Raw genomic sequence first — 17,860 nt, 5'->3', positions numbered from 1 at the left:
CCATGAAGCTCCGTTTCAATCTCGTATTCGGCGGTTTCATATGCATCGTCATCGCGGCGGCGGCGATTTTTGCACCGCTGCTGGCCCACTATAACCCGGTCCTTGATGCCGATTTGATGAACGCCGAACTTCCGCCTGACACACAATTCTGGTTTGGTACCGATGCACAGGGGCGCGATGTCTTTTCGCGAATCCTCTATGGCGCGCAGGTGTCACTGACCGTCGGCGTCGTCTCGCAGTGCATCAACACTGTCATTGGTTTGTGTTTTGGCATTTCCGCGGGCTATTTCGGCGGATGGTGGGACGATCTCGTCAACGGTCTGACAAATCTGATGCTGGCGATACCGTCGCTCATCTTTGCTCTGGCAATCATGGCTGTCCTCGGTCCCGGTTTGCCGAGCCTTCTGCTTGCTCTGGGTTTGACGAACTGGTCCTGGACCTGCCGGATCGCGCGCAGCTCAACCCTTTCTCTCAAGAAACAGGGATATGTTCAGGCCGCCAAGATGCTCGGTTATAGCGATGTCCGCATCATGATCACGCAGATTGTGCCGAACATGATCGGCCCTATCCTTGTTATCGGCACTCTTGGAATGGGCGATGCTATCCTTGCGGAAGCAGCTCTTTCCTACCTTGGTCTCGGTATCAGCCCCCCCGATCCAAGCTGGGGGAACATGCTCACCGATGCGCGAGAGCTGATTGTGAACGCGCCTTGGGCTGCGGTGTTTCCGGGCCTGGCTATCTTCCTCACGGTACTCGGACTCAATCTGTTCGGCGATGGTCTTCGTGACTGGCTCGACCCGCATATGAGGACGCGCAAAGTATGAGCGAACAACCACTTCTAGAAGTCGAAAATCTTCGCATCGATATCGTTTCCGGTTCAAGCAAACATAACGTGGTCGAGGATGTATCGTTCACAATCGCCGCTGGCGAGACCTTTGGTCTGGTGGGCGAGTCCGGCTGCGGAAAGAGCATCACCGCGCTGTCCATGATCGGGCTGTTGCGTAAGCCGCTGTCAATTACCGGAGGCGCGATCCGCTTCAAAGGACAGGACCTGCGAGCCATGTCGTCGCGCGAAGTGCGAAAGCTGCGTGGCAATCGTATCGCGATGATTTTTCAGGAACCGATGACCGCCCTTAATCCCCTGTCACCAGTGGGAAGACAGATTGCGGAAATGTTCGTGCTGCATCAGGGGGCAACCTGGCATGAGGCAGAACGCAAGGCGATTGAAGCACTTGCCAGCGTTCAGGTGCCCGCACCAGAGCAGCGTGTGAAGAACTATCCGCATCAGATGTCTGGCGGCATGCGCCAGCGTGTGATGATCGCGATCGCCCTTGCATGCAATCCCGATCTGCTGATCGCCGATGAACCCACGACCGCGCTTGACGTGACCGTTCAGGCAGAAATTCTGCGTCTTATGCAGGAACTTTGCATGGCGCGAGGGACTTCCGTTCTGATGATCAGCCATGATCTTGGGGTCATTGCGAAAATGTGTCGTCGCGTGGGTGTCATGTATGCCGGGCATCTGGTCGAGGAGCGTGTAACGGCGGATCTGTTTCATCATCCGGCACATCCTTACGCGCATGGTCTTCTGGCGTCCCTGCCGCAGCTTGGATCGCGCCAGACGGAAGGCCAGCTACGGCTTCAGGAAATCGAGGGTGTCGTGCCATCGATTTCCGCTTTTCCAAAAGGCTGCCGGTTCGAGCCGCGTTGCACGCGTGCGACCGATGTTTGCCGTGCGCAAAAGCCGGGCTGGACGCCGCTTGAGGATGCCGGTGTGGTGAGGTGCTTCCATCATGAATGATCTACATTCAACCAAACTGGCAGAACCTTTGGTTCGCATCGATGATGTCTGCGTTTACTTCCCGGTGAGCGGTGGAATTTTCAGTCGTTCCAAGCAATTGCTGCGCGCCGTCAACAATCTCAGCCTGACGCTTAACAAAGGCGAGTGCCTTTCGATTGTAGGGGAGTCTGGTTGCGGTAAGTCCACACTGGCCCTCTCCATAGTCGGCTTGCAGAGACCGACCAGTGGGCAGATCTATTTTGAAGGACGTCCGATCACAGGCAAGAATGAACCTTCCCGTCTGGAACGGTCGAAGATGGCGCAGATGGTCTTTCAAGATCCGTTTGCTTCACTCAATCCTCGCCAGACGGTGTACACGTCGCTCGCTGCACCTTTGCGACTTCACGGCGTGAAATCGCGTAGCGAAATCGACGGTCGCATTGAAGAGATCCTACGTCTCGTTGGTTTGAAACCCGAGCAGGCGAGGCGTTTTCCGCACGAATTTTCCGGTGGTCAACGCCAGCGTATAGGGATCGCACGAGCGCTGTTACTTAATCCGAAAGTCATCGTGCTCGATGAGCCCGTTTCGGCCCTTGATGTCTCGATCCGGGCGCAGATCATCAATCTGCTCCTGGAGCTGAAGGAGCGGCTTGGCCTTTCCTACATCATGATCAGCCACGACCTGAGCGTCGTGGAGCATATGAGCGACCGGGTGGCGGTCATGTATTTCGGGCAGATTGTCGAAAGTGGTCCGTGGGATCGGATTTTCTCGAATCCAACCCACCCTTATACCCGGCGGCTGATTTCGGCCATTCCTGACCCGATGACCGAATTGACGGGCGGTCGACTGATTGACGATCGAAACCCGCCGCAACCGCCTGCCGGTTATGCGTTTTACCCAGACAGCTTCGGCACGCATGACGTTCATAAGATACCACCTCCTACGCAATTGATTAATATTGGTGGAGAGCAGCGTATCCGCGTTATGAAGAAACCCTGATTTGCAATAAAAAGCGCCGCTAAGCGGCGCTTTTTATTGCTATATTGGAAGTTCAGCCGCTGATGAGCTTGACTTCCATGAAGTCTTCCAGCCCCCATTTGCCGCCTTCGCGACCATTACCCGACTGCTTGTAGCCTCCGAACGGGCTGCCCGGCGCGCGGGAGGTGCCATTGATCTGCACCATGCCGGCACGCAACTTTCGAGCCACGCGTTTCGCCCGTTCCGGGCTGCCGGTCTGGATATAGGCTGCAAGTCCGTAAGGCGTGTCATTGGCAATGGCGATGGCTTCTTCTTCCGTATCGAAGGGGATCATAGCCAGCACCGGTCCGAAGATTTCTTCGCGGGCAATCGTCATGTCATTATTCACATCGGCAAAGACGGTTGGTTTGACGAAGTCCCCTTCGGTGAATCCATCGGGACGCCCCGTTCCACCAGCCACAAGCCGAGCACCTTCGTCGATGCCCTTCTGGATCAGTTTCTGCACTTTCTCGAACTGGATCGAAGAGGAAAGCGGGCCAATATGATCGCCTTCTTCTGCCGGGTCACCAACCTTCGTGCCTTCCGCCACCTTCCTGGCGAGTTCGACCGCTTTGTCGTAAACCGAACGTTCGACCAGCATGCGCGTCGGCGCATTGCAGGACTGGCCGGTATTTTCGAAACAATGGGCAAGGCTGCGGGCAATGGTCTTTTCGAGGTCGGCATCGGCGAAAACGATATTCGGCGACTTGCCGCCAAGTTCAAGCGAAACCCGCTTCACCGTTGCTGCTGCAGCTCGAGAGACCGCTGTGCCTGCGCGCGTCGAGCCGGTAAACGACATCATGTCGACATCCGGATGCTGCGACAGGGCCTCACCAACGACAGCACCTTCGCCATTGACGAGATTGAACACACCTTGCGGGAAACCAGCCTCATCCACAAACTCGGCGAAGAGCATGGCCGACATGGGGGCAATCTCGGATGGCTTCAGTATGACGGTGCAGCCGACAGCTAGCGCAGGGATAACTTTTAGCGCGATCTGGTTCATTGGCCAGTTCCAGGGCGTGATGAGGCCGCAAACGCCAATCGGTTCGCGCACTATCGTCTGGTTCGGAAATTTCGGAGAAAGAAGCTCTTCGAACTCGAAATTCTCGAATGCTGCGATGAAGGCTTTGGTATGCGAAAGGCCTGCCGCAGCCTGCGATTCCCGCGCAAGCGTGATTGGCGCTCCCATTTCCAGCGAGATCGCCTTGGCCATTTCCTCAAGACGAGCTTCATAAATTTCCACGAGCCGTCGAATATAACCGATGCGGTCCGCGGCAGAAGTTTCGCTCCAGGACGGGAATGCCTTGCGGGCAGCTGCGACCGCCAGATCAATGTCTTTCGCAGAGCCTGCAGAGATTACGGCATAAGGCTTCTCGTTAGCGGGATTAATGACCTCAATGGACTTGGCCTCTACCGGAGCGCGCCATGCGCCATCGATATAGAAGTCTGTTTTCTGAATGAGGTTTTTCTGAAGCATCGTGCCGTCCTCCGTCGCGCTTAATGTCCCGGGTCGTTTCAAGCGGACCCGGTTTGTGTTTTGACACTAATACCCGGACATTGCAGCGTCAAAACAGAAGGCTGCATGGAAGCATCAATTTTTCTTATTCATTATCGTAAGCCTCAATCTCGACGCCCAAAGCGGCCAGCCCTTCCTCAAGATAATCTCCGAGAAGTGGTGTGCCGATAAGATACTTGGCCTCCCGACCATTATCGCGGTCGGCAGCGGTTGACAGGGCTTCGTCCCATTCGTCGACGCTGAAATCACCCCGTCCTACCCACATCAGCGCCAGCAGTTCCTGTCGTTCGTCTATGTTAAGAGAACGAATAGCCGCAAAAAGTTCCTTTCGAGTGGGATTGGTCAGCGAGGCATCGAGAATATCAACTTCGTTGTCATCGCTGGCGTTGGATCCGGAGTCTTCATCGGTAGCGGGAACCTGAACATCATATTCCCGAGCCTTGGCGATAATAAATTCCAAATTCTCAATATTGTTGACCAACTCGACCACGCTCGCCTCCGTCACCTTGGCTATTTGTCAAACAACGCTTTCGCGAAGCCTTGGTTCCGGTTGCCTCAAAGAGCGGGATCGGCTTCGCGCAGCCTGTAACCGACGCCTGTTTCGGTCAGGATATAATGCGGCTGATCCGGCGATTTTTCAATCTTCTGCCGTAGCTGGCGGACATAGATGCGAAGATATTGCACGTCAGCCGCCGGTCCCCAGACCTGGCTTAAGATGAAATGGTGAGTCAGCACTTTCCCTGCATGCTGTACGAGCAAGCTCAGGATATCATATTCTTTTGGCGACAGCTTAATTTCTTCGCCGTTCAGTTTTACAATGCGGCGCACGAGATCGACGGTCAGACCACCACATTGGAAAAGCGGCTTTTGTCCCTGCTGTTGTAGTCGATGCCGCAAGGCGACCCGAAGACGAGCGGCAAGCTCCTTCATTCCGAAAGGTTTCGGGATGTAGTCATCTGCCCCTTCTTCAAGGGCGCGGACAATCCCGGCTTCATCGGTGCGGCTCGAGAGGATGAGAATTGGCAAGCTTATTCCGTTCTCTCTCCAGCGTTGGAGCAGAGTATGGCCGTCGGTATCAGGAAGGCCCAGATCGAGCACCACGATGTCGGGCTTATCCATTGCAATGCGTTCGTCAGCTTGGCTGCCATCTGCAGCTTCGACAACGGTATAGCCTTCTGTTGTCAGTCCGACCCGCAGCAATTTGCGGATGGCTGGTTCGTCATCGACAACTAGAATCTTGAGCTTCGGATCGTTCATGAATCCCTGTCAACTTCATCAGCGGGAATGGGCAAGGTGACCGTAAATACAGCGCCAGTACCTTCTTGTTGGTTACCTGCCCGGATGGAGCCTCCCATCGCCTCGATGAAACCGCGTGCGATAGGAAGACCCAGTCCGGTGCCAGCCTGAACGTGATCTCCTTTACGCACACGATAGAACGTATCGAACACATGCTCCAGATCGTCATGAGGAATCCCTGGGCCTCGATCCGAGATTTCCAGCGTTATGTTGGATGTATCCGCGTGAGCTTTAACCGTAATGGGCGAATTCTCCGGAGCGTATTTTGCGGCGTTGTCGAACAGATTGAATAAAGCCTGCTCAAACAGGACGGCGTCAAGGTGGACCATCGGCAGATTGACTGGAACCGCGACGTTGACCTGATGGCAGGCGAGTATCCTGGATGCACGATTGAGTGCAGCCCCGATCAGGTCTCCAACAAAATGAAGCGAGAGATTAGGCTTCATCGCACCGGCTTCGATGCGGGTCATATCAAGGAGATTGGCGATGAAGCGGTTCAAGCGTTCAGATTGATCCACGACGGTTGCAACAAGCTCTGATCGGTCGGCGTCCGGCAAAGATGCGGAATAGTCGCGCAGTGTCGTCGCGGCTCCGAGAATGGCAGCCAAAGGGGTCTTCAGATCGTGCGAGATGGAGGTGAGCAATGCCGAACGCAGCTTGTCAGCTTCGGCGGCCAGTTTTGCCCGCTCTACATCGCCAACAAGCTGAACGCGTTCGATGGCAATTGCTGCCTGATCGGCCAGAGCTTCGAAGAGACGCTGTTGCTCAGGCGTGAGAATTGGGCCCACACGATCATTATCGAGACCGATAACGCCAACGGACGTTCGTGCAGTTTTGAGAGGCAGATAGAGCCGCTTTGCACCCGGCAGCGTATTGGCGCCGCGGCCTGCCGGCAAGTCATGCTCCCAGGTCCAGTGCGCGGCAGCTATATCAGCATCGTCCAGAGTATCATCTGGCGGATAACCGGCCCTGACAGCAATGCTGTTAACGTCGGGAAGCAGAATTACGACCCTTACCTTGAGCATGGATGCGATCTGGAATGCCGTTGCCCAGAGCACATCATCAATTGAACCTGTTCCTGCCAGCTTTTTACTGAAGAGATACAGATCTTCCGTCATGCGCGCGCGTTGTCGCGCAGCCGCGGCCTGCCTTTGGACGCGACTTGCCAGATTGCTGGCGATAACGCTCACAAACAGGAAGAAAACCAACGCTACGACACTTTCGGGATCGGCGATTGAAAGCGTGTAAAGTGGCGAGAGAAAAAAGAAGTTATAGGCGAATGCGCTGATTACGGATGCAAAAAGCGCAGGCCAAAGACCGAGGGTGACTGCGACACCAAGAACGCCAACAACGAATACCAGCGCTATGCTGCGCACATCCAAAAACTGATCGAGCAACAGCCCGACAACAAGGGCTACGCCGGTCATTGCCATGCCGATCAGATAGGGCGTTACATCGGGCGGTGTGTTGTGCCGGGCGGTGTTTATCTTGCGGCTGGCGCTCCCATTTTCGTGCTCGACCCCGGCTGTTATATGAATATCGATAGCACCGGAAAGCCGGACAAGCTCGCGCGCGACGGACCCGTCAATCATCTCGCGCCAACGCGACTTTATGGACTTTCCGGCTACGATCTGAGTGAAGTTGTGAGCTGAAGCGTAGCGAACAATGTCTTCGGCTACTGACTGGCCCGGAATGGTGATCGTTTCCCCGCCAAGCTGTTCGGCAAGCCTCAACGCCGTTGCAAGCCTGTCCTTTGCTTCATCGGCGAGCCCCGCAGAACGGGCGGTTTCGATATGGATTGCGGCCCATGGGGCGCGAAGGCGATCTGCAAGCCGACGGGCATAGCGAACAAGCGATACACTGCGCGGACTGTCATCGACGGCGACCAATATGCGATCGCTTGCCGCCCAGGGCCCTTCTATCGCATGAGCGCGCATATGGCTGAGAAGCTGTTCGTCTACACGTTGGGCGGTGCGGCGCAGCGCCAGTTCGCGTAACGCTGTCAGGTTGCCGGGGGAAAAATAATTGCGGATCGCCCGTTTCGCTGTCTTGGGAAGGTAGATCTTGCCTTCATTGAGCCGTTTAATGAGATCTCCGGGGGTGAGATCAATCAGTTCGATGTCGTCGGCACGGTCGATTATGCTGTCGGGCACAGTTTCACGCACGCGAATACGGGTGATCTGCGCCACAACATCATTCAGGCTTTCGACGTGCTGGATATTGAGCGTTGTGTAAACGTCGATACCGCGCGCCAGAATTTCCTCTACATCCTGATACCGCTTGGGATGCCTGCTGCCGGGCGCATTCGTATGTGCAAGTTCATCTACCAGAACCAGCTGCGGCTTGCGCGCCAGAACCGCATCGATATCCATTTCTTCGAGTTGATGACCCCGATATGCAACGCGCGCGCGAGGAATGATTTCAAGCCCTTCAGTAAGGGCTTCAGTCTCCGCTCGTCCGTGCGTTTCGACAATGCCGATGACGACATCTATTCCATCAGCTTTGCGCGCGCGGCCCGACATCAGCATTTCATAGGTCTTGCCGACACCTGGCGCAGCACCGAGAAATATCTTCAGACGGCCACGCGTCTCGCGTTCCGCCTGTTCAAGCAGAGCATCCGGGGAGGGTCTGTTTTCGCCGAAACGAAGCGGGTCCGATGTCAAACAAGGCTCCTAACAGGAAAGGGCGGCAAATCTTGCCGCCCGAGTTATTCTACTTGGTTTCGTCCCTGTCCAGAACAAGGTTCAGCTCGAGAACATTGACCACCGGCTCCCCGAGGAATCCAAGTTCACGAGGTTCGATCTGTTGCTCTACAATCCGGCGCAATGCGGCTTCATCAATCCCGCGTGCCTTTGCAACGCGAGGCACCTGATAGAAGGCTGCCTCCGGGGAGATATGCGGATCAAGACCGCTTGCAGATGTTGTCACGAGGTCAATCGGTGGTTCTGTAGAGCCTTCTTGGTGCGCAAGGGCCGCGGCGTTCGCTTTAATCCGCTCAATGAGCTTTGGATTGGTTGGGCCCAGATTGGAACCACCGGAGCTTGCGGCATCGTAACCGTCTTTTCCTGCGGCAGATGGCCGACCGTGAAAATACCGATCGCTGGTAAAATTCTGGCCGATCAATTGGGAGCCGATGATTGTGCCGTCCTTTTCGATAAGGCTGCCACTGGCTTTCGCCGGAAAGATCGCTTGGGCGATGCCGGTCATGCCGAGCGGATAGAGTAATCCGGTTATAACGGTAAGCGACACGATCATGACAAGCGCTGGACGAAGTTGTTTCAGCATTTTTGCTTATCCTTATACGAGGCCAAGGGTGATAATCGCCAGATCGATGGCCTTGATGCCCACGAACGGCACGACGACACCGCCGAGTCCGTAGATTAAAAGATTACGCGAAAGGAGAGCGCCTGCGCCGACCGGCTTATAGGTGACGCCTCTCAACGAAAGCGGGATCAGGGCCACAATGATCAGGGCATTGAAGATGATGGCCGACAAAATGGCACTCTGTGGAGAAGCCAATCCCATAATGTTGAGCGCGCCCAACTGCGGATAAAAGGCCAGAAACATCGCCGGAATGATTGCAAAGTACTTCGCAATGTCATTGGCGATGGAGAATGTGGTCAGTGCCCCCCGCGTCATCAGCAATTGCTTGCCGATCTCAACAATTTCGATGAGTTTCGTGGGATCACTGTCGAGGTCGACCATATTGCCTGCTTCACGCGCGGCAACCGTGCCGGTGTTCATGGCCACGCCTACATCAGCTTGCGCAAGGGCAGGGGCATCATTGGTGCCATCGCCGCACATTGCAACAAGTTTGCCCTTGGACTGTTCCTCGCGGATCAAAGACAGTTTGTTTTCAGGCGTTGCCTGCGCCAGAAAGTCGTCCACCCCGGCTTCGGCGGCGATGGCTGCTGCGGTCATCGGGTTATCACCGGTAATCATGACTGTACGAATACCCATCCGGCGCAGTTCCGCGAAGCGTTCACGGATGCCGCCTTTGACGATGTCCTTCAGATGCACGACACCAAGGAGTTGACCATCCTTGGCGACAGCAAGCGGTGTGCCGCCCGCCTTGGCGATCGTATCAGCGATGGATTGCAGTCCGGACAGGGTGCCTTGATCAACGCGGCTGCTCTGCTCCACATAGGCGAGCACCGCATCCACCGCACCTTTGCGAATGACAGAACCTTCAACATCTACCCCGCTCATGCGGCTTTGTGCGGTGAACGGTACAAAATGAGCGTGAAGGCTCTGCATGTCGCGCCCACGCAGGCCGTATTTTTCCTTGGCAAGAACGACGATAGAGCGACCTTCCGGTGTCTCATCGGCAAGCGAAGCCAACTGTGCCGCGTCGGCCAAGTTTTGCGCGGTTACGCCGCTGACAGGTACAAAAGCAGTCGCCTGACGATTGCCGAGGGTGATCGTTCCGGTCTTGTCGAGAAGAAGCGTGTCGACGTCCCCTGCGGCCTCTACGGCACGACCAGACATGGCAAGCACGTTGAACCGAACGAGACGATCCATGCCCGCAATGCCAATAGCGGAAAGCAAGGCGCCGATTGTAGTCGGGATGAGTGTTACAAACAGTGCAACCAGCACTGTGACCGGAACATAACCGCCTGCATAGGTCGCAAAACTCGGGATTGTCACAACGGCCAGAACGAATATCAGCGTCATGCCTGCAAGCAGAATGTTGAGTGCGATCTCATTCGGCGTCTTCTGACGTTCGGCACCTTCCACCAGGCTGATCATCTTGTCGATGAAGGTTGAACCCTGCGCGGCAGTGATGCGGACCTTGATCCAGTCGGACAGGACCTGTGTTCCACCGGTGACGGCGGAGCGGTCGCCGCCGGACTCGCGAATGACCGGTGCGGATTCCCCGGTGATGGCCGCTTCGTTAACGGAGGCCACGCCTTCGATGACTTCGCCATCCGAGGGAATAATGTCACTGGCTTCCACCAGAACCACATCACCCACCTTCAGACTGGTCCCCGGTACATTCTTCCAGCTTTGGCTTTCCGGACTATCCAGAAGTTTGGCCTGCGTTTCTGTTCGTGTGCGGCGCAGGGAGTCCGCCTGCGCCTTTCCACGTCCTTCGGCGACGGCTTCAGCAAAATTCGCAAACAGAACCGTGAACCATAGCCAGAGAACGATCTGGAACGAGAAGCTGGCATCGGGATTGCTGGTGGCAACGTCCTTCAGGAGAAGCAAAGTGCTCAACAGTGAAACGACTGCAACCACAAACATTACCGGATTGCGTGCAAGGCTCCTCGGGTTGAGCTTGCGGAAGGCATCGCCGATGGCGGGTAAAAGGATGCGGGCATCGAGAATGCTCGCGGATTTGGACTGGCTCATAAAGGAGGCTCCAGTAAATTACGTTTCCGTTTCGGAAAATCTCAGATCAACCCGGCAAGCTGAACCGCGAGAAGGATGGCGGTCGTTGCCAGAAGGATAGAGAGGATGCAGTTTGAGGGGCGCAGCATCAGAACATTTGTCCCTTGATCATTGCGAAGTGCTCGGCGACGGGCCCGAGCGCCAGCGCGGGGAAGAAAATCAAGCCACCGACTACGAGAATGACGCCAATCAGCAAGCCGACGAAAAGCGGGCCTGTTGTCGGGAAGGTACCGGCGGATTGCGGAGCGGCTTTCTTGGCGACAAGCGAACCGGCGATTGCGAGAGCCGGAATGATGACGAGAAACCTTCCCATCAACATGGCGAGACCGATCGTGATGTTGTACCACGGCGTATTGCCGGATAATCCACCAAAGGCAGAACCATTATTCGCTGTCCCTGAGGTATAGGCGTAGAGGATTTCCGAGAAGCCATGCGGGCCGGGGTTGGCGATTGACGCCAGACCTGTCGGTAGGACCGAAGCAATGGCCGTGAATCCAAGAATGGACAACGGCAGGCAAAGGACGGCCAGCATCGCCATCTTCACCTCCTTGGCTTCGATTTTTTTGCCGAGATATTCGGGAGTTCGCCCAACCATCAGGCCAGCTACGAAAATGGCGACGACGACGAAGAGGACTATGCCGTAGAAGCCTGCGCCAACCCCGCCGATGATTATCTCCCCAAGCATCATATTGATCATGGGGATCATTCCGCCGAGCGCCATCATGCTGTCATGCATGGCGATCACTGCGCCACATGAGGCAGCGGTTGTAACAACGGCGAATAGCGCGGACATAGCGATGCCGAAGCGTGTTTCCTTACCTTCCATGTTGCCGCCGTCAATTCCGAGTGCATGGATAAGAGGATTGCCGGTGGCTTCCGCCCAGTAGCAGACTGCAACGCCCGCGACGAACAATATGCCCATGGCGGCAAAGATCGCCCAGCCTTGGCGCTCGTTGCCGACCATCCGCCCGAAGACGTTGGTCAGCGAAGCACCGATGGCGAAAATCGCAACCATCTGGATCAGGTTGGAAATGGCGTCGGGGTTTTCGAAAGGATGCGCGGAATTGGCGTTGAAAAAGCCGCCGCCATTGGTGCCAAGCATCTTGATCGCGAGTTGCGAGGCGACTGGCCCGAGCGCTATCACCTGTCGCGCACCCTCCAGCGTCGTAGCTTCGGCATAGGCTCCAATCGTTTGCGGCACGCCGAGACTGACGAAAGCCAAGGTAAGGAGGACGCACAAGGGCAGTAGGATGTAGAGCGTGCAGCGCGTAAGATCGACCCAGAAATTTCCAAGCGTCTTCATCGACTTACGCGAGAACGCGCGAATGAGCGCTATGGCGATGGCAACGCCGGTCGCAGCTGAAACGAAGTTTTGCACTGTCAGCCCTGCCATTTGCGTCACGTAAGAGAGTGTGCTTTCGCCGCCATAGTTCTGCCAGTTGGTGTTGGTGACAAAACTTGCGGTGGTGTTGAAGGCGAGATCAGCGGGAACGTTGCTCATGCCCATCGGATTGAAGGGCAGGGAGCCTTGAACCCGCTGGAGCACGTAAAGGAGCAAAAAGCCCGCCAGGTTGAAAAGAAGCAGGGAAACGGTGTAGGTTGTCCAGTGCTGCTCTTCGCGTTCGCTCGTGCCTGCGAGACGATAAAGCCCGCGCTCCGCAGGCACCAGGATTGGTGAAAGAAAAGTCCGTTCACCGTTGAAAACGCGCGTCATGTAGCCGCCGAGCGGCTTGACGAGCAAAATGATGATCCCGCAGAAAACGAGGATCTGAATCCATCCATTAAGGGTCATTTTCTTTTCCGAGGACTGAATAGCTGCCGGTTACGTGGTGTCGGCCAGAAACCCGCTTAGAATCGTTCTGGTCGCAAAAGCGCATAAAGAAGATAGGCGGCTATGAAGACGGCGACCAAAGCGCCGGCGATGTATTCGATCATCATGACCTGCCTCAAAGCCTTTCGCAGATGCGCAAATAGCCGAACAGCAGGCTAAAAAAGCCGATGCCGATTGCAAGGACGAAGAAATCCATAATCATGCCCGAGAGGGCTCCCTGTTTCTTACAGGGGCATTATGTTGCCGTTTGGCATAGGGTTTCGAGAGCGAAGCCGGGACCGAAAAATAAAAAACTCATATATGGAAGCGGCCCTTTAGGAGCGATGCCAGGGAACGAGAGTTAGAGCGAGGCTGCAGCTGCAGCCCGGCCCGCCGTCCGACCGGAAAAGATGCAGCCGCCAAGAAACGTCCCCTCAAGCGCGTTATATCCGTGATAGCCGCCGCCGCCGAAACCGGCGGCCTCACCTGCAGCGTACAGGCCAGGTACTCTTTCTCCAGCTGAATTGAGAACCTGGGCGTCCAAGTCGGTATGCAGGCCGCCGAGTGTCTTGCGTGTCAGAATATGAAGTTTGACTGCAATGAGTGGACCATTGGAAGCTTCCAGCATTGGATGCAGGGGAACGGCGCGTGTAAGACGATCGCCGATATAGGCCCTGGCATTATGAATCGCCATTACCTGAGCATCCTTGGAATAGCGATTGATCAGCTCGCGGTCCCGCGCTTCGATTTGATCGCGTATATGGTCAAGCTTGAGAAGCTTTTCTCCCGTTAGACTGTTCATTTTTGCAATGAGTTCATCAAGCGTAACCGCTGTGACGAAATCCGCTCCATTGTCCAGAAATGCCTTCACCGGAGGTGGCGGGGCTTTACCAAGGCGGCTTTTAAGCAAGAGTTTCCAGTCCTTGCCGGTGATATCCGGGTTTTGTTCCGATCCGGACAGGGAGAATTCCTTACGAATGATTTTCTCCGTCAGGACGAACCAGGAATAATCGTAGCCGGTGGATAGAATATGTTTGAGCGTGCCCAGTGTGTCGAAACCGGGGAGATAGGGGGCAGGGAGGCGATCACCCCTGGCGTCGAACCACATGGAAGACGGTCCCGGCAGAGTGCGAATGCCATGGTTCGGCCAAATCGGGTCCCAGTTGCGCACGCCTTCCGTGTAGTGCCACATGCGATCGGCATTGATGACGTGACCGCCTGCGGCTACCGCGATATCAATGCCTCGCCCATCGACATGGGCCGGAACACCCAACACCATTTCTTTCGGCGGATTGCCGAGCCGGTCGCGTGGCCATGCTCTTCGAACTTTGTCGGGATCTCCGCCTATTCCCCCCGACGTGACGATCACGCAGTCCGCGAAGTAGGCGAACTCCCCTACGGCATCTCGTGATGAAGGTTTCCCGCGCTCAACGGTCGAAGGGGCCAGCACTTCGCCATAGACGCCGCTGGCTCGTCCGTCTGTAGTGGCTATGCTGTTGACTCGGTGGCGGCATTTCAAGGTAATAAGCCCTTTGCCGATCGCTTCACGAAGAGATCGTTCGAACGGCGCAACGACGGCGGGCCCAGTGCCCCACGTAATATGAAAACGCGGCACGGAATTGCCGTGACCATCTGCTCGCGCGCCGCCGCGCTCTGCCCAGCCCACAACAGGAAACCAGCGCATGCCGAGACTGTGGAGCCAGGATCGCATTTCTCCGGCGGCAAACGCCAGATAAGATTCCGCCCAGCGCTTTGGCCAGTGGTCTTCGGGTCGATCAAATTGTGCCGAGCCGAACCAATCTTGCCGTGCGAGATCAATATTGTCCTTGATTCCAAGACGACGCTGTTCGGGACTGTCGACCATAAACAGTCCACCGAGCGACCAGAATGCCTGTCCGCCGATGGAGTTTTCGCCTTCCTGTTCGAGGAGAATGACTTTGCGCCCGGCAGCAGCCAGCTCGTGAGCCGCGACAAGCCCCGCTAGTCCTGCTCCGATGATAATCGCATCAGCATCAGCCATCCCCGCTTCCTCTCTCCCAAAAGGCGCTTGATACAGGCATCGTGACTGAAGGGACGAAGCGTTGCAAGCGATGGCTGAAACTATTCAACCGAAGAGATAAGGCACGGTCCAGTCGGCAATCAGCTTGATGGAGAGTCCGAACAAGGTCAGTTGAACCAGCAAGAAAAACGGACCGTCCGGCATTATTCGCGTCAGCTTGGCGCCGACGAAGGTACCGACTATTGCAGCGGGAACCAGCCAGAGACCAAGCGACGTATCGAGGTGGGAAAACTGCTGCAACTGCCAGTAAGGAACGAGTTTAACGGCGTTGACGATGGCGAAAAGAATAGTCGAGGTACCGGCGAAGACCAGCTTCGGGAGGTGTTGTGGCAACACATACATCTGAAACGGTGGAGCCCCGGAATGAGAGACAAAGCTGGTCAGTCCGGTAAGTACACCCCAGAATGCTCCGCCGGGCACATCCGCCTTTCTGGCTTTCTTACGATAACGGGCGCCGAACCACGCGTTGAAACAGAAAAGGATACCAACCAAGCCGACCAGCATTCCTATGAATGTAGGCGACAGGTGCGCACTGAACATCCATCCGATGCCGACGCCGAGAATCGCGGCGGGAGTCAGGATCGCGAGATTGCGTGGGGAAAAATGGCGGCGGTAAAGATACAGCCCGAACATATCGCTGATGACATAGATCGGAAGCAAAAGCGCAGCAGCAGTGACGGGTGATATGACTAATGCCATCAAGGGAACGGCAAGTGTACCAACCGACGGCAAGCCACCTTTTGAAAGCCCGACAAGAAATGCCGCAATGACTGCGATTGCGAGAAAAAGGGGCGTATGTTCGATCATGTAACGGCGATGTCAGATTTGCGAGCGGTGAAAAACATCTCCGGTCGGAGGACCGGAGATGTTGTGTGTGGATATCAGGCGTGGGCCCATTCCCAATAAAGGGCACGAGCGCGTTTGGTCAGCGGTCCATATTCCAGTTTGCGGTCATCGAAACCGACGATCGGGACGACTTTGCTCATGTTGCCTGAAGAAAAGATTTCGTCTGCCTGGCGGAAGTCGTCAATTTTCAGAACGGTTTCATGAACGGAAATGCCCGCATTGCGCAACAGGTTGATGACCCTCTGGCGAGTGATGCCGTTGAGGAACGTGCCGTTGGCGGCCGGGGTGAACACCTCACCGCCGCGGACCATGAAAACGTTGGAAGTTGCAGTTTCTGCGACATTGCCAAGAACGTCCGTCACCAGAGCATTGTGGAAGCCCTTTGCCTTGGCCTCACGCAGCATGCGCGCATTGTTCGGATAGAGGCACGCAGCTTTGGCATTGACCGGCATGACTTCCATATAGGGTCGGCGGAACGACGTAGTGGTGATAGTGAAGCCTTTTGGTTCGACCATGGGGATCGCTTCCAGGCAGAGTGCAAAATCCGTTGACGAGGCAAGCGGCGCGACAGTGCTCGTGTCGCCTTCTTCTGCCCAGTACATGGGACGGATATAAACGTCTGTTCCCGGCGCGAATTTCTTCAGGCCTTCGCGCGCCAATGTTTCGATATCGCTGGTAGAAAGTGTGGGCTCCAATCCCAAAGCGCGGGCTGAATCATTGGCGCGTGCACAATGACGGTCGAGATCGGGCGTAACACCTTCAAACAGGCGTGCGCCATCAAATACCAGCGAACCAAGCCAGGTCGCCTGCGAGGCTGCGCCTAGAATTCGTACATCCCCTTCACGCCATTCGCCCTTGTAATAGGTCCACATCGCCCGCTTATCGTTCATTTTCCTAGTCCTTTGACAATATTCTTTCATGCTTCCGCCCGCGTCAGAACGCCTTCAAACACAGATCGTTGTCGGAAAATGCTCGGAGCGTCTCGATATGATTGAAACGGATCAATGTCCTAAGCACACTTTTAAGGTGCGGTTTCATCGATCCGGCACGGGCCTGCGTGCATGGTAGGAGGAGGCAACGCCGGAGACAAGCGCGAACTTGTCACGGTTTGCTTTCAGGATTGTTCTTCAACAAGCGCCGGGGTGGGCTCCGATGTAACCACAGCCGGAGGGCCCTCCACGCCGCGTTGTCTTTCGCGAATGAAAGTAAAGAGACCGGAAATAGTGATGAGAACGATGCCGATCATCATTGGCGTGTCTATATGGTCGTGGAAGACGAAATATCCGAACAGGATCGCCCAAATCATCTGACTGTATTGCGGAGAGGCGATGGCGCTCGCAGGCGCGCGCTGGGCCGCAAGCATCAACAGGATATTGGCTAGTGCTGCCAGAAGACCGTAGCCTGCGAGGTAGATCCACTGCTCAGTGTTGGGTGCCTCAAATGACGGAGCCATCAGAGCTCCGCAAATGATGATGGGACCGATCAACCCGCTTGTATAAAGGGATATGCGCTTTTCCTGCTTACCCATGACGCGGAAGATGATGATGCTCATCGCTCCGCCCATGCCGGCAGCAAGTGCTCCGAGATGGCCGATGGAAAGCTCCCGGAATCCAGGCCGCAGCACGATAAGAACTCCGACGAATCCGATAAGCACCGCCGACCATCGCCTCCAGCCAACCTGCTCTTTCAGGAATACCACGGAAAGGATCGTCACGTAGGCAGGCAGGAGGAAAATGAGCGCGAAAGCCTCCGCCATGGAGAGATGTGTGAATGCGGTAACGCTGCCTATGGTTCCCATGGCGGCCGTTACGGTCCGCAATAGCCACATCTGAATGTTGGTTGTGCGAAACATGTCCAGCCAGACATCGTCTGCTTTCTTTGTAAAAGGGATAGCCAGCAGACCAAGGACGGCGCCGAAAAACGCGACTTCATACGGCGATAACGTTCCATCGAGAAACTTGACGCAGGCGTCGCTGACAGCGAATGCCGCATAGGACGCAAACGCGAGAAAAATACCATAGAGCATGACGATGTCCGAAAGAAACGGGGGGAGGGGTTCGTTCCTATCGTTCCCTTAATCGATTAGAAGCCTATTGGCAAAAGACATTTCTGAAATTCTGTTTTTAAAGTCTATAAGCAGC

General features: G+C 55.6%; 15 protein-coding genes. 3 read left to right on the top strand and 12 right to left on the bottom strand.

Translation table 11 applies throughout. The annotated features are described in order from the left end of the window. Positions 1 to 2 precede the first annotated feature (2 nt). From OINT_RS16600 to OINT_RS16590, 3 genes are read left to right on the top strand one after another with little or no spacing between them, the layout of a single operon-like run. Positions 3 to 824 (top strand): ABC transporter permease, encoded by an 822-nt coding sequence (locus OINT_RS16600; RefSeq protein WP_006469039.1) that lies wholly within the window; start codon positions 3 to 5, stop codon positions 822 to 824. Next, complete coding sequence (locus OINT_RS16595; protein ID WP_006469038.1) at positions 821 to 1,801, top strand: ABC transporter ATP-binding protein; 981 nt, start codon at positions 821 to 823, stop codon at positions 1,799 to 1,801. Before OINT_RS16600 ends, OINT_RS16595 begins: the two co-directional genes overlap by 4 nt. Then, positions 1,794 to 2,780: an ABC transporter ATP-binding protein gene (locus OINT_RS16590; protein WP_006469037.1), complete on the top strand. Its 987-nt coding sequence runs from the start codon at positions 1,794 to 1,796 to the stop codon at positions 2,778 to 2,780. Before OINT_RS16595 ends, OINT_RS16590 begins: the two co-directional genes overlap by 8 nt. A 52-nt stretch (positions 2,781 to 2,832) precedes the next feature. Here OINT_RS16590 and OINT_RS16585 read toward each other — a convergent pair whose 3' ends face one another. From OINT_RS16585 to OINT_RS16530, 12 genes are all read right to left on the bottom strand, one after another. Continuing rightward, a complete protein-coding gene (locus OINT_RS16585; RefSeq protein ID WP_006473151.1) occupies positions 2,833 to 4,278 on the bottom strand; it encodes an aldehyde dehydrogenase family protein in 1,446 nt (481 codons plus the stop codon). 124 nt (positions 4,279 to 4,402) lie between these two features. Beyond that, positions 4,403 to 4,807: a DUF3775 domain-containing protein gene (locus tag OINT_RS16580; RefSeq protein WP_006473150.1), complete on the bottom strand. Its 405-nt coding sequence runs from the start codon at positions 4,805 to 4,807 to the stop codon at positions 4,403 to 4,405. Positions 4,808 to 4,872: 65 nt separating this feature from the next. Continuing rightward, entirely contained in the window at positions 4,873 to 5,574 is a 702-nt protein-coding gene (locus tag OINT_RS16575) for a response regulator transcription factor (protein WP_006469034.1), read from the bottom strand. Further along, complete coding sequence (locus OINT_RS16570) at positions 5,571 to 8,276, bottom strand: sensor histidine kinase (protein ID WP_006469033.1); 2,706 nt, start codon at positions 8,274 to 8,276, stop codon at positions 5,571 to 5,573. The genes OINT_RS16575 and OINT_RS16570 overlap by 4 nt, the downstream gene beginning before the upstream one ends. A 49-nt stretch (positions 8,277 to 8,325) precedes the next feature. Further along, positions 8,326 to 8,898 (bottom strand): potassium-transporting ATPase subunit KdpC, encoded by a 573-nt coding sequence (kdpC, locus tag OINT_RS16565; protein ID WP_006469032.1) that lies wholly within the window; start codon positions 8,896 to 8,898, stop codon positions 8,326 to 8,328. A 12-nt stretch (positions 8,899 to 8,910) separates the two neighbouring features. Next, a complete protein-coding gene (kdpB, locus tag OINT_RS16560; protein WP_006469031.1) occupies positions 8,911 to 10,965 on the bottom strand; it encodes a potassium-transporting ATPase subunit KdpB in 2,055 nt (684 codons plus the stop codon). Positions 10,966 to 11,092: 127 nt separating this feature from the next. Beyond that, positions 11,093 to 12,796, bottom strand: a complete 1,704-nt coding sequence (gene kdpA, locus OINT_RS16555) for a potassium-transporting ATPase subunit KdpA (protein WP_006469030.1) — start codon at positions 12,794 to 12,796, stop codon at positions 11,093 to 11,095. A gap of 56 nt (positions 12,797 to 12,852) precedes the next feature. After that, complete coding sequence (kdpF, locus tag OINT_RS24440) at positions 12,853 to 12,939, bottom strand: K(+)-transporting ATPase subunit F (protein ID WP_353390991.1); 87 nt, start codon at positions 12,937 to 12,939, stop codon at positions 12,853 to 12,855. Between the two features lie 236 nt (positions 12,940 to 13,175). Beyond that, positions 13,176 to 14,834, bottom strand: coding sequence for an FAD-binding dehydrogenase (locus OINT_RS16545; RefSeq protein WP_006469028.1), 1,659 nt, complete (start codon positions 14,832 to 14,834; stop codon positions 13,176 to 13,178). A gap of 84 nt (positions 14,835 to 14,918) precedes the next feature. Beyond that, positions 14,919 to 15,680 (bottom strand): sulfite exporter TauE/SafE family protein, encoded by a 762-nt coding sequence (locus OINT_RS16540; protein ID WP_006469027.1) that lies wholly within the window; start codon positions 15,678 to 15,680, stop codon positions 14,919 to 14,921. A 74-nt stretch (positions 15,681 to 15,754) separates the two neighbouring features. After that, positions 15,755 to 16,609 carry a branched-chain amino acid aminotransferase gene (locus OINT_RS16535; protein ID WP_031346972.1) on the bottom strand — a complete coding sequence of 285 codons (855 nt, stop codon included), beginning with the start codon at positions 16,607 to 16,609 and terminating at the stop codon, positions 15,755 to 15,757. A 224-nt stretch (positions 16,610 to 16,833) separates the two neighbouring features. Beyond that, positions 16,834 to 17,745: a DMT family transporter gene (locus tag OINT_RS16530; protein WP_006469025.1), complete on the bottom strand. Its 912-nt coding sequence runs from the start codon at positions 17,743 to 17,745 to the stop codon at positions 16,834 to 16,836. Positions 17,746 to 17,860: the final 115 nt, after the last annotated feature.

It is taken from the genome of Brucella intermedia LMG 3301 (genome assembly GCF_000182645.1).
Classification (GTDB): domain Bacteria; phylum Pseudomonadota; class Alphaproteobacteria; order Rhizobiales; family Rhizobiaceae; genus Brucella; species Brucella intermedia.
This window is presented reverse-complemented; position numbering and strand designations above follow the sequence as displayed.

What these genes read in the sequence shown, in the direction of transcription:
- OINT_RS16600 (WP_006469039.1), top strand. Translation starts at nt 3, where the DNA reads ATGAAGCTCCGTTTCAATCTCGTATTCGGCGGTTTCATATGCATCGTC.
- OINT_RS16595 (WP_006469038.1), top strand. Translation starts at nt 821, where the DNA reads ATGAGCGAACAACCACTTCTAGAAGTCGAAAATCTTCGCATCGATATC.
- OINT_RS16590 (WP_006469037.1), top strand. Translation starts at nt 1,794, where the DNA reads ATGAATGATCTACATTCAACCAAACTGGCAGAACCTTTGGTTCGCATC.
- OINT_RS16585 (WP_006473151.1), bottom strand. Translation starts at nt 4,278, where the DNA reads ATGCTTCAGAAAAACCTCATTCAGAAAACAGACTTCTATATCGATGGC.
- OINT_RS16575 (WP_006469034.1), bottom strand. Translation starts at nt 5,574, where the DNA reads ATGAACGATCCGAAGCTCAAGATTCTAGTTGTCGATGACGAACCAGCC.
- kdpC (WP_006469032.1), bottom strand. Translation starts at nt 8,898, where the DNA reads ATGCTGAAACAACTTCGTCCAGCGCTTGTCATGATCGTGTCGCTTACC.
- kdpB (WP_006469031.1), bottom strand. Translation starts at nt 10,965, where the DNA reads ATGAGCCAGTCCAAATCCGCGAGCATTCTCGATGCCCGCATCCTTTTA.
- kdpA (WP_006469030.1), bottom strand. Translation starts at nt 12,796, where the DNA reads ATGACCCTTAATGGATGGATTCAGATCCTCGTTTTCTGCGGGATCATC.
- kdpF (WP_353390991.1), bottom strand. Translation starts at nt 12,939, where the DNA reads ATGATCGAATACATCGCCGGCGCTTTGGTCGCCGTCTTCATAGCCGCC.
- OINT_RS16545 (WP_006469028.1), bottom strand. Translation starts at nt 14,834, where the DNA reads ATGGCTGATGCTGATGCGATTATCATCGGAGCAGGACTAGCGGGGCTT.
- OINT_RS16540 (WP_006469027.1), bottom strand. Translation starts at nt 15,680, where the DNA reads ATGATCGAACATACGCCCCTTTTTCTCGCAATCGCAGTCATTGCGGCA.
- OINT_RS16535 (WP_031346972.1), bottom strand. Translation starts at nt 16,609, where the DNA reads ATGAACGATAAGCGGGCGATGTGGACCTATTACAAGGGCGAATGGCGT.
- OINT_RS16530 (WP_006469025.1), bottom strand. Translation starts at nt 17,745, where the DNA reads ATGCTCTATGGTATTTTTCTCGCGTTTGCGTCCTATGCGGCATTCGCT.